At 46.0% G+C, this 13,058-nt stretch carries 14 protein-coding genes; 12 read left to right on the top strand and 2 right to left on the bottom strand.

Features of this window, described 5'->3' with window-relative positions; genetic code table 11:
- Nucleotides 1–1,254 precede the first annotated feature (1,254 nt).
- The 6 genes from KGF70_RS09690 (at nucleotide 1,255) to trxA (ending at nucleotide 5,535) form a co-directional block, all read left to right on the top strand.
- Complete coding sequence (locus tag KGF70_RS09690; RefSeq protein WP_003639152.1) at nucleotides 1,255–1,524, top strand: IreB family regulatory phosphoprotein; 270 nt, start codon at nucleotides 1,255–1,257, stop codon at nucleotides 1,522–1,524.
- Nucleotides 1,521–1,955: a Holliday junction resolvase RuvX gene (gene ruvX / locus KGF70_RS09685; RefSeq protein ID WP_003639151.1), complete on the top strand. Its 435-nt coding sequence runs from the start codon at nucleotides 1,521–1,523 to the stop codon at nucleotides 1,953–1,955. The genes KGF70_RS09690 and ruvX overlap by 4 nt, the downstream gene beginning before the upstream one ends.
- A 12-nt stretch (nucleotides 1,956–1,967) precedes the next feature.
- Complete coding sequence (locus KGF70_RS09680; RefSeq protein ID WP_050339336.1) at nucleotides 1,968–2,264, top strand: DUF1292 domain-containing protein; 297 nt, start codon at nucleotides 1,968–1,970, stop codon at nucleotides 2,262–2,264.
- A gap of 132 nt (nucleotides 2,265–2,396) precedes the next feature.
- Nucleotides 2,397–2,648, top strand: a complete 252-nt coding sequence (gene zapA, locus KGF70_RS09675; RefSeq protein WP_050339752.1) for a cell division protein ZapA — start codon at nucleotides 2,397–2,399, stop codon at nucleotides 2,646–2,648.
- A 59-nt stretch (nucleotides 2,649–2,707) separates the two neighbouring features.
- Nucleotides 2,708–5,074: an endonuclease MutS2 gene (locus KGF70_RS09670; protein WP_216768555.1), complete on the top strand. Its 2,367-nt coding sequence runs from the start codon at nucleotides 2,708–2,710 to the stop codon at nucleotides 5,072–5,074.
- Between the two features lie 149 nt (nucleotides 5,075–5,223).
- A complete protein-coding gene (gene trxA, locus KGF70_RS09665) occupies nucleotides 5,224–5,535 on the top strand; it encodes a thioredoxin (RefSeq protein ID WP_216768556.1) in 312 nt (103 codons plus the stop codon).
- 174 nt (nucleotides 5,536–5,709) lie between these two features.
- Here the strand turns inward: trxA and KGF70_RS09660 are convergent, their stop codons facing one another.
- The gene (locus tag KGF70_RS09660) at nucleotides 5,710–6,228 is read right to left on the bottom strand and encodes a YslB family protein (RefSeq protein WP_253954815.1); all 519 of its coding nucleotides are present in this window, start codon (nucleotides 6,226–6,228) and stop codon (nucleotides 5,710–5,712) included.
- A gap of 198 nt (nucleotides 6,229–6,426) precedes the next feature.
- Here KGF70_RS09660 and racE point away from each other — a divergent pair, with 198 nt between their 5' ends.
- The 6 genes from racE (at nucleotide 6,427) to KGF70_RS09630 (ending at nucleotide 10,845) form a co-directional block, all read left to right on the top strand.
- Nucleotides 6,427–7,248, top strand: a complete 822-nt coding sequence (gene racE, locus KGF70_RS09655; protein ID WP_105919777.1) for a glutamate racemase — start codon at nucleotides 6,427–6,429, stop codon at nucleotides 7,246–7,248.
- On the top strand, nucleotides 7,241–7,849 hold the full coding sequence (locus tag KGF70_RS09650) for an XTP/dITP diphosphatase (RefSeq protein ID WP_216768557.1): 609 nt from the start codon (nucleotides 7,241–7,243) through the stop codon (nucleotides 7,847–7,849). The genes racE and KGF70_RS09650 overlap by 8 nt, the downstream gene beginning before the upstream one ends.
- Complete coding sequence (locus KGF70_RS09645; RefSeq protein WP_088771066.1) at nucleotides 7,846–8,364, top strand: metallophosphoesterase; 519 nt, start codon at nucleotides 7,846–7,848, stop codon at nucleotides 8,362–8,364. The genes KGF70_RS09650 and KGF70_RS09645 overlap by 4 nt, the downstream gene beginning before the upstream one ends.
- Nucleotides 8,365–8,452: 88 nt before the next feature.
- Nucleotides 8,453–8,944, top strand: a complete 492-nt coding sequence (gene cbpB, locus KGF70_RS09640; RefSeq protein WP_050339332.1) for a cyclic-di-AMP-binding protein CbpB — start codon at nucleotides 8,453–8,455, stop codon at nucleotides 8,942–8,944.
- An 18-nt stretch (nucleotides 8,945–8,962) separates the two neighbouring features.
- The gene (gene dapD, locus KGF70_RS09635) at nucleotides 8,963–9,673 is read left to right on the top strand and encodes a 2,3,4,5-tetrahydropyridine-2,6-dicarboxylate N-acetyltransferase (protein ID WP_122211840.1); all 711 of its coding nucleotides are present in this window, start codon (nucleotides 8,963–8,965) and stop codon (nucleotides 9,671–9,673) included.
- Nucleotides 9,674–9,690: 17 nt separating this feature from the next.
- Complete coding sequence (locus KGF70_RS09630; protein WP_216768558.1) at nucleotides 9,691–10,845, top strand: N-acetyldiaminopimelate deacetylase; 1,155 nt, start codon at nucleotides 9,691–9,693, stop codon at nucleotides 10,843–10,845.
- A gap of 1,138 nt (nucleotides 10,846–11,983) precedes the next feature.
- On the opposite strand, the gene KGF70_RS09625 is transcribed toward KGF70_RS09630, so the two are convergent.
- The gene (locus KGF70_RS09625; RefSeq protein ID WP_216768559.1) at nucleotides 11,984–12,877 is read right to left on the bottom strand and encodes a mechanosensitive ion channel family protein; all 894 of its coding nucleotides are present in this window, start codon (nucleotides 12,875–12,877) and stop codon (nucleotides 11,984–11,986) included.
- Between the last annotated feature and the right edge of the window lie 181 nt (nucleotides 12,878–13,058).

Raw genomic sequence — 13,058 nt, 5'->3', positions numbered from 1 at the left:
TTCAATTCGACTTGAAAAGCCGTTTTTTGATACAGTAATGCTTAACGACCAGCCCGTGATTTTTGGTAATCAATCGCGAAATCAACACCGATGCGGTGCCTATGCATTTTGCTAGTTAGTTCGTCATGAATCATGATTAAAAGATGCCAGTTTAGTTAGCTTAGTGTTTGTCAGCCGGGAGCATCCTAGTCCGACTTCCGGGGCCGGCTGACAACGCTGGAACAGGGCGGACATCGATTTGAACTCACGCAGAAACCCACTGCGCAATTTCAAATACGAGTCTTCTTCTAGCCCGGGAAACCCACCCGGACAAGAAGAATTTCGCCCTTGAGCATTGTCAGCCAGCCCCTACAGTCGGGAAGCCGCTCGAATGGCAGATGAACGGCCACCTTACATGGTGTAACTGACCACTAAATACTAGGTGACGGGTCCTTCAGACAAACTTTGAGTTGGTATCGATGATGGCAATAAAATTCATCTGGAATTTGCAGGCCAAGATTTTGTTGAGCGGATCTAATCGAAACTACCTTGTTAGTAAATGACAGGATTGCTGATTTCAAAGCATTAAGTAGTTCATATTTAGTCTGATTCGAAAACATATCAAGTAAAGGATAGTAATCAACACACTCCTGTACTGATGAGACTAGACGATAGCCTAATGATCAAGAAAAAGTTTTAGATAAAACAAATCTGACAGTTAGATAACAGCTGTACTGTTTGATATGAATCAGCAATCAGTCCATTAAAAATTGGGTCCGCATATATCTGCCTTTCGAATAGGATCCCGGCTGGAAGGTATTCTGGGCAAGGCCCAGTGGTGAAATTTCACTTAGCAAGTGTCTTTTGCTTGGTTAGTGAAAGACCAGTATTTAAGACGTGGGTTGTCGGCTTAAATCTGTCCACCACGTTCCGGCCATTGCCCAGAATGCCTGGAAGCCGGACTAGGACGAGCAAAACAGTGCAGTTTTACGCGAACTCGCACTGTTTCCAGCGGGGCTCAGCTGGCATCTTTTAACCATGATTCATGCTAAATAATAACTAGCACGACGTATGTCAGATTATCGTGGCGTGGACCGCCAATTGGCCGAGCGGTTTATTAATGAAAACTCCCTGTAAATGATGTAATTATTGCAGAAAAGAACCGATTTCGCCGTTTATTATTACGAATGTGTTACATCAAAGTGGATTGATTGTACTTCATATGGGCATTTAGTAAAATAGACAAGAAGCGGAAACTAGCGGGAGGTGCTTGATATGAGTTCATTAGACAAAACAATGTACTTTGACTTCGATAATGATAGCGTTAAAGATGTCCATGATACGCTAACAACGGTTTATGAAGCATTACAAGAGAAGGGCTATAACCCGATTAATCAGATTGTCGGTTACTTACTATCTGGTGATCCGGCGTATATCCCGCGCTTAAACGATGCTCGGAACTTAATTCGGAAGCATCAGCGTGACGAGATTATCGAGGAACTTGTCAAGTCTTATTTAAAGGCAGATAAGGATGTTGATGCATGAAGTTAATGGGGTTGGATGTTGGTTCCAGAACTGTGGGCGTTGCCATTAGCGATGCTTTTGGTTGGACGGCACAAGGCGTTGAGATTATTCGTATTAATGAGGATGCTGAAGAATTCGGTATCGACCGGGTCGCTGAACTTGTGACCGAGTTGGATGCTGGGGGCTTTGTCCTCGGCTTGCCAAAGAATATGAATAATACGCTGGGACCGCGGGCTGAAGCCGCTCAACATTATGGTGAGCTATTGACGGCTCGGTTTCACTTACCGGTAGACTTCGAAGATGAACGGTTAACGACCGTCGAAGCAGAGCGGATGCTCGTCGAAGAGGCGAACACCTCACGCAAGAAACGCAAAAAGGTGATCGATAAGCTAGCTGCTAGCTTGATCTTACAAAATTACTTGGATCGCCATGGCAAACTCACACAAGAATAGCGAGGAACTAACATGAGTCAAAACCAAGATCGTAAAGACAACGACGTTATCACCTTAGTTGATGACGAGGGTAATGAAACCCTATTTAATATTTTATTCACGTTTGATTCGGAAGACTATGGTCATTCCTACATCTTAATTTACCCGGCAGATGCACCGGCCGATGATGAAGTTGATATTCAAGCCTACATCTATGACCCAGAAGATGGCGATAATGGCGAATTGCAACTCATTGAATCCGATGATGAATGGGATATGGTTGAGCAAGTGCTGAACACCTTCTTAGCCGATGATGGTGGTATGCAATAGTCACCCGTAATGTTGAGCTCGTGGACCCAGGTCCGCGGGCTCTTTTTGAAGGGCCGTCTGCGGTTCTAACGGTCGCAAAAAAGGCCTAACCATGCTAGAATATTATTGTTATTGAAAGGAAGCTGGATGTTGATGACTGCTAATAAGCGCCGCTTCAAAGCGGAAATTGATGGTCATACTTACACGATCATCGGCACGGCGTCTGACCGTCACATGCAAACGGTGACGCGGATGATGAATGAACAAATTACACAACTTAAAAAATTAGCACCTGATATGTCGGATACGGAAATCGCGACGTTACTCGCTTTTAACGCAATCTCAGACCAGGTGGACAAACAAGCTGAATTATTGAAAATGCAAACGGATGATGCCGACAAGTAATTGCATTGTCCGTTTTTTTGCGACTTTCCGTAATTCATTGGAACTTCGGAGGGATATTATTGAATTCCAAAGTATTGAATACGCTAGAGTATCAACAAGTTAAACAACAACTCGCCCCATACCTCGTTTCGGCGACGGGGCAACAAGCATTGAACGACTTACAGCCGATGACCACGGTCGCTGGTATTCAGCGCGCCTTGGACGAAACCAATGATGGGGTGGAAGTTTATCGGTTAAAGGGTGGGATTCCAGTCGCCCGTTTAGCAGATATCCAACCACATATGAAACGCCTGGCCATTGGTGCGACCTTGAACGGTAGTGAGCTAGGTCAAGTGGCACGGGTTTTACGGACAACCCGTGCGATTACCCGCTTTTTCGCGGATTTGTTGGCTGATGCACCCGAAAATGACATTCGGCATTTGTTCGATGAAGTCGATGAATTAGTCACGTTGCCAGAGGTTACCAAGCGGTTAGCAACGGCGATTGAAGGTGACGGTCATATTACTGACGATGCGTCCCCAGAATTGAACCACATTCGGGGCAGCATTCGCCGGACAGAGACTGAAATTCGAAATCAAATGGGACACTATACACGTGGCCATGATGCCAAGTATTTGAGTGATCCGATTATTACGATTCGTAATGACCGCTATGTGATTCCGGTCAAAGCCGAAAATCGGGGGCGGTTTGGTGGCATCGTGCATGACCAAAGTGCCAGTGGACAGACGCTCTTCATCGAACCACAGGCAGTTATGGCCTTAAATGACCGATTGCGGCAAAACCAAGTGGCTGAAAAACAAGAAGAACAACGTATCTTGGAAGAATTATCTAACTTGATTGCACCTTATCAAGAAGAAATTATTCACAACGCGGCCATCTTAGGTCACTTTGATTTTATCAATGCCAAGGCGCGCTATGCCCATGATATGCACGCAACTGAACCAGAAGTGTCGCCGTCCAATGAGGTCTACTTGCGACAAGCACGGCACCCTTTAATCGATCCGCGAAAAGTGGTCGCCAACGATATCAGTTTAGGTATCGATTATCAAGCGATGGTGATCACTGGTCCGAACACCGGTGGTAAGACGATTACCTTGAAGACACTGGGGTTACTGCAGCTAATGGCCCAATCCGGGCTGTTTATCCCAGTTGAAGCGGGGAGCCGGGTCGGCGTTTATCATGAAATCTTTGCAGATATTGGTGATGAACAATCAATTGAACAGAATTTGAGTACGTTCTCGTCACATATGGAAAATATCGAGAGCTTCCTGGCTCAAATCGATGAACACAGCTTAGTGTTGGTCGATGAATTAGGTGCCGGGACCGACCCACAAGAAGGGGCCGCACTCGCGATTGCCATTCTGGATGCGATTGGCGCTAAAAGCACCCAAGTTGTCGCAACGACCCACTATCCAGAATTGAAAGCATACGGGTTTAATCGACCGGATACGATCAACGCCAGCGTGGAATTTGATGAGCAGACGCTTAAGCCAACGTATCGATTATTAGTCGGGATTCCAGGGCGTAGTAATGCGCTTGATATTGCACAACGGCTGGGGATTCCACAGTCAATCGTTGACCAGGCACGCTCGCTGACAGATACCGATAGTCAAGATTTAAACGCAATGATTGCCGATTTGGTCACCAAACGTAAGCAAGTTGAGGATGCGCAAGTCGCTTTGAAGGCCCAAGTGGCTGATTCAGAAAAACTGCACCGGCAACTGAAGAGTGAATTCAACGCTTATCAACAACGTAAGGATCAGCTGATTGAAGATGCCAAGGTTCAAGCCAATACGATCGTTGAAGAGAGTAAGACCAAGGCCGATGCGATTATCAGCGATTTGCGTAAAAAGCAATTAGCAAGCGGTACGGCGAATGTCAAAGAAAATGAGCTGATTGATGCCAAGGGAGCCTTGAATGCCCTTGAACAGCAACCTAAGCTGAAGAAGAACCGAGTTTTGCGCCGGGCTAAAGCCCAACATGAGTTTCATGAAGGTGACGATGTACTAGTCAAATCGTACGGACAACGGGGCGTTTTAATGCAGCGGATGGGTAAGCACGCCTGGGAAGTTCAACTGGGTATCTTGAAGATGAAGATCAGTGATAATGACTTAGAACGTGTCACGCCGGAACCCGAACCGAAACGGGCGCGGGCAACAGTCCAAAGTGCCAACGCTAGCCACGTTTCGCCGAACCTCGATTTGCGGGGCGTGCGGTATGAGGACGCGATGACTCAAGTTGACCGCTACATTGATGCGGCACTGCTTGCGGGTTATCCGTCAGTGACCATCGTCCACGGTAAGGGAACTGGTGCCCTCCGCGAGGGAATTACCAATTACCTGAAGTCGAATCGTCAAGTCAAGTCGTTCCACTTTGCGGCGCCCAATCACGGTGGCAACGGGGCGACTGAAGTCCAGTTCAAGTAACAATATTTAAGCACTCAATTGCCACTCAGGCTAATGATGGTAGTGAGTCCTTCCGATAACACTTAAATTGTGAGCAAATTGTTTGTGTTCCCGGACGTTACTGGTATACTTACTATAAGTAACAGAATAAGAAAAGGAGGCCGATTTACATGGTCGCAGCAACTACTGATAAAACTTTTACAACGGATACTGCTTCAGGGGTTACGTTAACTGACTTCTGGGCAACTTGGTGTGGTCCTTGCCGGATGCAATCACCAGTTGTCGAACAGTTAGCCGATGAAATGGGTGACAAGGTGACGTTCAACAAAATGGATGTCGATGCGAACCCAGAAACGGCCAGCAACTTTGGTATCATAAGTATCCCAACTTTATTAGTTAAGAAGGATGGCGAAGTCGTCGATACATTAGTTGGCTACCATTCCAAGGATCAAATCAAACAAACTTTAGATCAGTATTTATAAACAAGTGATTCTGAATCGCTAATAGCGGTCCAGGGTTGGGCCAATGAAATAGCCTATTCGCCACTTTATTGGTTAAAAACAACGACCGGTTCAGGAATGATGATCATTCTTGAGCTGGTCGTTGTTTTGTTATGCAGAGCCGCTCGACACAAAAAAACGGTCAAAATGACCGTTTTATTGTGCTTCTTCAGTTTCGTCATCTTGCTCAACTTGTGGGCGGACGATTTCGATTGGGGTGGCCGGATCATGATTAATAATTGGTTGATTGTGGTCAATCGTCACTGAAATGCGTAGCCGCATGCGATTTTGAAAAGTGATTTTAGCTTCACTGACACAATTAGTGTGAAGCGCCGACTGTTCGGCTAGAAAGCCCGTTTCGAGCATGAAATCCGGTGACTTGATGGCGGCGCTACGCCGTGCAACTGGTTCACCATTCAATTCGTAAGTAATGAGCTCATCGCTAGTATCCATTACAATGAGGTGGCCCCAGCCAGCTTGTTCAAAAAACATCACGAGATCATCATCACTAGCGACAGGAAATTGGCGCGCTAAGTCCTTACCAGCCCAGTAAAGAATGCCACTACTGTCATCACCCAATAATTTTGGTATTAAGGCATCTCGCAACAATTCTACGCTGAGAATAGAAGCTTTGATCGAGTTGCCCGCAAATTGAGAATAAAAGTCGTTCGTCATGATAAATCCTTTCCATGCAAAAATCGTGGTATCTGAGCCACTGTATAATCAATATTATACCTTGTTTTTAATGATGTGGCGGATTTTTTAAATTTAACCAAGGAAACTTTACAATTTCGTCGCAATTAGTCTGGCTTGAAATCAATTTTAAAAAAGACCATAATAAAGTTTCAGAATTCATTGAACGGAGATTTTAAAATGGCAAATGAACATGCAATTGGATTCATGGACTCAGGGGTCGGCGGACTGACCGTTGTCAAGCAAGCGTTGAAGCAGCTGCCCCGTGAAACAGTTTATTTTATTGGCGATCAGGCGCGTTTGCCATATGGGCCACGACCTACCGAACAGGTGCGGGACTTTTCATGGCAAATGGCGGATTTCTTGATGGCTAAGCAAATTAAAATGCTGGTCATTGCTTGTAATACGGCGACTGCTGCGGCTCTGCCAGATTTACGCGCAAAGCTACCGATTCCCGTGATTGGCGTGATTGCACCGGGGTCGCGGGCCGCATTGAAAGCCTCACACACGAATCGCATCGGGGTCATTGCGACCGAGGGGACGATTCGTAGCGATGCCTATCGCCAAGCGATTTTGAAGAAAGATCCGACTGCGACCGTTTTTCCAGAGGCCTGCCCCAAGTTTGTCCCATTAGTTGAATCGAACGAATATCATTCAACTGTTGCCAAACGCGTTGTTGCGGAATCATTGCAGCAAATGCAGAAGCAACAAGTTGATACGCTGGTAATGGGATGTACCCATTATCCATTGTTACGGCCATTGATTCAAAACGTGATGGGGCCGGGTGTCACTTTGATCGATTCTGGTGCTGAGACGATCAATGATGTTTCAGCAGTCCTCGATTACTTAGATATCGCAAATGATGCTGCCACCAAACAGTATCCTGATGAATACTACACGACTGGTGCGGCGGAGCAGTTTGAAGCTATCGCACGGGACTGGCTGGAGCAGCCTGATTTTCACGCACAACATGTTGATTTAGGGAGTGAAACGAATGACTAAACCACAGACATTGATTATTGCGACGAATAATCCGAACAAAGCGCAGGAATTTAGCGCGATGTTTGCCGCTTATGATATCCAGATCAAGACGCTGGCAGACTTTTCTGATATTCCGGAGATTAAGGAAAATGGTATTACGTTTGAAGAAAATGCCACCAAGAAGGCGACGGTCGTGGTTGAAGCGACCGGTTTACCCGCAATCGCGGATGATTCTGGCTTGATGGTCGACGCCTTGCACGGTGATCCGGGGGTCTTTTCAGCACGTTATGCTGGTGATCACGATGATGCCGCCAATAATGCCAAATTATTAGCAAATCTCGGTGGTGTTCCAGAAGACAAGCGGACGGCGACGTTCCATACGACGTTAGTTGCACTCAAGCCGAGTGGGTCCAAACGCGTTGTTAACGGCGAACTAGCGGGTCGGATTCTCATTGCGCCGCGTGGTGATAATGGGTTTGGTTACGATCCGTTATTTTGGTCAACCCAGTTTCAAAAATCGCTGGCAGAACTGACGCCGGCACAAAAAAATCAGATTAGTCATCGGGGTGCGGCGTTACGCCAACTCATGACGAAATTCGACGAATGGTGGTCAAAAGCATGAAATGTTTAGTTGTAAGTGATAGTCACGGTGACCGCGACATTGTCGTTCGATTACTAGAAACTTATCGTGATCAAGTGGATGCAATTTTTCATTGTGGTGATTCCGAGCTATCAGATGATGATCCGTTATTGAAAGACATGTACATCGTCCAGGGCAATATGGATTTTGACACGCACATGCCAATTGAAGTGCAAACTACGGTTGACGACGTGACAGTCTATATGACCCATGGACACGTGTTTGGCGTGAACATGGGGTTGGATCACCTGTTAGCTAATGCCACGGCAGCCCATGCACGCTTGGCATTCTTTGGTCATACCCATCAATTAGGTGTTGAGCGTCGTGAAGGGGTGCTCGTTTTGAATCCGGGTAGTATCACTTTTCCACGCGGGGAGTTTGCACGTATCGGTGGGACCTACGCCATTGTTACCACCAGTTCGACTGCGATTGATGTCCAATACTACAATCGGCGCATGCAAGCTGTGCCGGAACTAAAATTCCATTTTGAAAATTAAATTGTGGTAAAAAATGCATTTAGTGACTTAACTGAGCCTGTTTCCGGTTACAATAGAGACATGAAAGCTTAGTCAAGGGGGCGCTTGTATGTTAATTCAACCAGTTGCGGACCTATTGTCGCGCAATGCCGACCACTATTTGATTCCGGCCGACATGGTGGCAAATGTCCAAACTGATAATAATTTGTATCACGCATTTTTGGTGTTGACCAAGATCAAGTATTCCAAAATTCCGGTCCTCGACCACAGTGGTCATTTTGAGGGACTGGTCTCATTACCATTGATTACTGAACAGATGCTCGGATTTGATCAATTAAATACCGAGGTCCTATTGCAACAGCGAGTGCAAGATGTGATGGAAACACAAGTCAAGACGGTGCACGATGTTGACGACGTGGAAGCCACCTTGCATCTGATGATCGATAATCCGTTTGTCCCAGTCGTTGATGACGATAATCTGTTCGAGGGAATCGTCACTCGGCGCGAATTCATGAAGAGTTTTAATTTTCTGACCCATGAAATTGGCAAACAATATGATATGATTGAGAAGGATTTTTCCACCAGCGAAAAAGCTAAATAAATTTATGGAGGGTCTCCGATGGCAAAATTAGATGCACAATCAATTATTAACTACATTGGCAGTGCGAAGAAAAAAACACCCGTTAAAGTATACGTGAAGGGTGCTTTGGACCAATTAAACGTTCCAGCAACGATCAAAACTTTCTTCAGCGGCAACGCTGGGGTCTTATTTGGTGATTGGGCGGATGTTGAACCGTTCTTAAAGGCTAACGCTGCAAATATCGAAGATTATGAATTAGAAAACAATGCGCGCAACTCTGCCGTTCCAATGGCGGACTTGAAGCAATATAACGCACGAATCGAACCTGGTGCTGTTATTCGGGATCAAGTTTTGATTGGCGACAATGCCGTCATCATGATGGGTGCGGTCATTAACATTGGTGCCGAAATCGGTGAAGGCTCCATGATCGACATGGGTGCGATCTTAGGTGGTCGTGCAATCGTTGGTAAAAATTGTCACATTGGTGCCGGCACTGTGTTAGCTGGCGTGGTTGAACCACCTTCGGCAAAACCAGTTCAAATCGATGACGATGTCTTGATTGGTGCGAATGCGGCTGTCCTTGAAGGCGTGCACGTTGGTAAGGGAGCCGTTGTGGCTGCCGGTGCCATCGTCATCGAAGACGTTGCGCCAAACACCGTTGTCGGTGGGGTGCCTGCTCGTAAATTGAAAGACATTGACGACAAGACTAAGAGCAAGACAGAATTGATGGCTGAATTACGGAATCTTTAGTGTGAGGGGGATAAACCATGGTCTTACGGGAAACCGATTTAATTCCAATTTATCAACACTTACATCAAATTCCGGAAATCGGCTTACAGGAACACGAAACACAGGCATACTTGCTATCAATCATTGCCAAGATGCCTCAAGACTGGTTGACGGTCAAAACGATTCCAACGCTTGATACCGCGATTCTAGTCAAAGTTAGTGGTCAGCGGCACGATTATCGCATCGGTTATCGGACGGATATTGATGCTTTGCCAGTTACTGAGAACACTGGCCTGCCATTTGCATCGACTCATCCGGGTGTGATGCATGCTTGTGGCCATGATATTCATATGTCGGTGGCGCTAGGCATTTTGAGTTACTTTGCCGAAAATCGTCCTGAAACGGACATGATTTTTATGTTCCAACCGGCAGAAGAAAACGCCTCGGGTGGGCAACGGCTGTATGAAAGTGGCGCTCTTGATGGTGATTGGATGCCAGATGAAATCTTTGCCTTCCATGACAATCCCAATCTACCAACCGGTGCGATTGGGTGCCGGATGGGAACGTTGTTTGCCGGCACTTGCGAGATTCATGCGCATCTTAGCGGTAAGAGTGGTCATGCGGCTTACCCACACCAAGCGAACGATATGGTCGTGGCTGGTGCAGCCCTCGTGTCACAATTACAGACGATCGTTGCCCGCAACGTTGATCCAATTCAAAGCGGCGTCGTGACGTTAGGTCACTTCTCCGCCGGGACGATTGGTAACGTGATTGCCGGTGAAGCACAAATTGATGGGACGATTCGGGCCCTGACGCAAGAGATGAATTTGCATATTCAACGGCGGGTACGGACGATTGCTGAAGGCGTGGCGCTGGCTTACGACTGTAACATCGATTTGAAGCTCAATCAGGGTGGTTATTATCCGGTCGAGAATAACGATGCCATCACGTCTGACTTCATTCAGTATATGCAGGATGATGCCGACGTGAACTTTATTGAGGCGGCACCGGCCATGACGGGTGAAGATTTTGGTTATCTGATTCATCAGATTCCGGGCACCATGTTCTGGCTAGGTGTGGACAGTCCATACTCCTTACATTCGGAAAATATGGTCCCGCATACCGCGGCCATTATGAGTGGCGTCAATGCGATGACGGGTTATTTGACCCATCGAAACGCATTACGAAAATAAGGACGACTGTATTGATATAAATATCCTGCCATGATTGATTGATGAAAGTCTTCATCAATCAGTTATGGCGGGATATTTTGGCTTCCGCAATGTGTTAGTTATTCTTCAGCATTAAAGATGATTAAATCATGCCAATTTCTAAGTTCAAAAGCGGCCAGCTGAGACCCGCTGGAAACAAAGCGAGTTAGTGTAAAACTGATGGATAGATGCGTCCTACGCCGGCCTCCAGGCATTCTGGGCAATGGCCGGAACGTGGTGGACACAGATTTAAGCCGACAAACCACGTCTTAAATACTGGTCTTTCACTAACCAAGCCAAAAACGCTTGCTAAGTGAAATTTCACCACTGGGCCTTGCCCCGAATACCTTCCAGCCGGGATGGTATTCGAAAGGCAGACATGTGCGGACCTAGCTTTTTGTGGAATTAATCGTTGATTCCTTGGTACACGGGAATTTTGATAGTCAACTGTCGGACTAGTTTCTAAAAACCACTAAATTTTTCGACCCATGTTTCAAGGTCTCAGAAAAGTAACTTTACTCAACTTGTCAGAATCTTCACTGATCGTTTGAGATAGCAAAATTTTGAATTCTAAGCAAGGATAATTTTATTGACTAAATTCAGTACTAGTTGCCATTGAAATTAGTCAATAAAATTCGGTAATCTTCTCAGTGCTAAAATACCATAAGCATCATCAAGATAGATTTTAAGTTTGCTCGAAGGACCTGTCTTCTAACGTTCAGTGGTCAGTTGTACCAAGATAGGTGGCCGTTCATCTGCCATTCGAGTGGGTTCCCGACTGTAGGGGCCGGCTGACAATGCTCAGTAGCCAAATTATTCTTAGTCGGAAGTGGTCTTCTTCCGGCTTAGAATAAGACTCGTATTTGAAATTGCGCAGTGGGTTTCTGCGTGAGTTCAAATCGACGTCGGCTTACGTTCCAGCAATTGTCAGCCGGCCCCGGAAGTCGGACTAAGGCGCGCATCGGCTGACGAACAGTAAGCCTAACAATTGGCATGATTTAATCATGATCAATGCCAAATTAACTTTCGCAAAACGGTTAGGCGTGAATCAAAATAAAAATTCGACTCGTGATGGTTAAGAATAAGAACCAGCGCGAGTCGAATTTTTGGATTAAATGAGTTATTTATGGGTTGGTGCAATGTTCAATCGTGGTGAAGGGAGTTGAATCCCAGCTGCCCGAGCAGCGTCCAGATAGGCGGACAAGAAGTCACGTTGAATGGCAAATTGCATCCCATTTTTCACGTAGAATTGGACGCGGAAGACCAACGTCCCGTCAGTTTGGGTGGTAACACCTTGAATATCGGGTTCCCCAATGATGTCTGGGTACTTCGGTACTAGTTCCGTATTCGTATCGCGAACGACCTGTGTCAGCTCTTGAACGGGTGTCGTGGTCAGAATATACAGGTCGATCAGAACCCGCATGTCATTGCGAGATTGGTTACTGATAATCAAAATTTTGCGGTTGGGAATGAAGTTCAACGTGCCATCCGGGCTAGTGACCTGTGTAGTGCGCAAGCCAATCGCAGAGACGGTGCCCTCGATCGTTTCAATTTTGACATAGTCATCGACGTCAATTTGGTCTTCTAATAAAATAAAGAAACCGGTGACGATATCACTGACAAAGCCTTGGGCCCCTAAGCCAAGTGCGACACTGAAAATTCCGGCACTGGCGATCAATGTGCCAACGGGAACGCCCAGTACGGACAGTACGGCATAAATCCCAAAGAACATGATGACGTAGTGGTAAATATTCAGCGATAACGTGTAAATGGTCGAAATCCGGTTGTTGGCTGTGTCGCTCGTATTGGCATTGGTCATGAATAAGTGATGAATCAGGCGTTTTCCTAGCCGATCGATGACCCAAAATAGTAAAATAAATAAAATGATTTCGAGTATTTTGCCACCAATATTAATAATAATTTGTTGCCAGTCAATTTTCTTAGCAAGCTTCATCCAGACGGAGACTTGTTTGGTCGGGTTCTCCACGGCTGCTAAGTTAATTGCATTAAACATATCTTCACCCTCGTTAATTGTTGTCTGTTCACTAGTTTATCAGATTTGACTTGGTCAACCAAGTGATTATCGTTCCAGCGTGATTAAATGGCCGATAGACTCGGTTGTAAGCAGGTTTTTAATTGCGGTATACTTAAGACAATGCTATGCTAGTTCTAATATAGTGGCTGTTGAAGGAGGA

The sequence above is a fragment of the Lactiplantibacillus sp. 7.2.4 genome (assembly GCF_018991185.1).
GTDB lineage: Bacteria > Bacillota > Bacilli > Lactobacillales > Lactobacillaceae > Lactiplantibacillus > Lactiplantibacillus pentosus.
Note: the sequence above shows the minus strand (reverse complement) of the source record. Positions and strands in the feature narration are given on the sequence as shown.

Bases quoted from the DNA above. Each gene is read 5' to 3' on its own strand.
- KGF70_RS09690 (WP_003639152.1), top strand. From the start codon at position 1,255: ATGAGTTCATTAGACAAAACAATGTACTTTGACTTCGATAATGATAGC.
- ruvX (WP_003639151.1), top strand. From the start codon at position 1,521: ATGAAGTTAATGGGGTTGGATGTTGGTTCCAGAACTGTGGGCGTTGCC.
- KGF70_RS09680 (WP_050339336.1), top strand. From the start codon at position 1,968: ATGAGTCAAAACCAAGATCGTAAAGACAACGACGTTATCACCTTAGTT.
- zapA (WP_050339752.1), top strand. From the start codon at position 2,397: ATGACTGCTAATAAGCGCCGCTTCAAAGCGGAAATTGATGGTCATACT.
- trxA (WP_216768556.1), top strand. From the start codon at position 5,224: ATGGTCGCAGCAACTACTGATAAAACTTTTACAACGGATACTGCTTCA.
- KGF70_RS09660 (WP_253954815.1), bottom strand. From the start codon at position 6,228: ATGACGAACGACTTTTATTCTCAATTTGCGGGCAACTCGATCAAAGCT.
- racE (WP_105919777.1), top strand. From the start codon at position 6,427: ATGGCAAATGAACATGCAATTGGATTCATGGACTCAGGGGTCGGCGGA.
- KGF70_RS09650 (WP_216768557.1), top strand. From the start codon at position 7,241: ATGACTAAACCACAGACATTGATTATTGCGACGAATAATCCGAACAAA.
- KGF70_RS09645 (WP_088771066.1), top strand. From the start codon at position 7,846: ATGAAATGTTTAGTTGTAAGTGATAGTCACGGTGACCGCGACATTGTC.
- cbpB (WP_050339332.1), top strand. From the start codon at position 8,453: ATGTTAATTCAACCAGTTGCGGACCTATTGTCGCGCAATGCCGACCAC.
- dapD (WP_122211840.1), top strand. From the start codon at position 8,963: ATGGCAAAATTAGATGCACAATCAATTATTAACTACATTGGCAGTGCG.
- KGF70_RS09630 (WP_216768558.1), top strand. From the start codon at position 9,691: ATGGTCTTACGGGAAACCGATTTAATTCCAATTTATCAACACTTACAT.
- KGF70_RS09625 (WP_216768559.1), bottom strand. From the start codon at position 12,877: ATGTTTAATGCAATTAACTTAGCAGCCGTGGAGAACCCGACCAAACAA.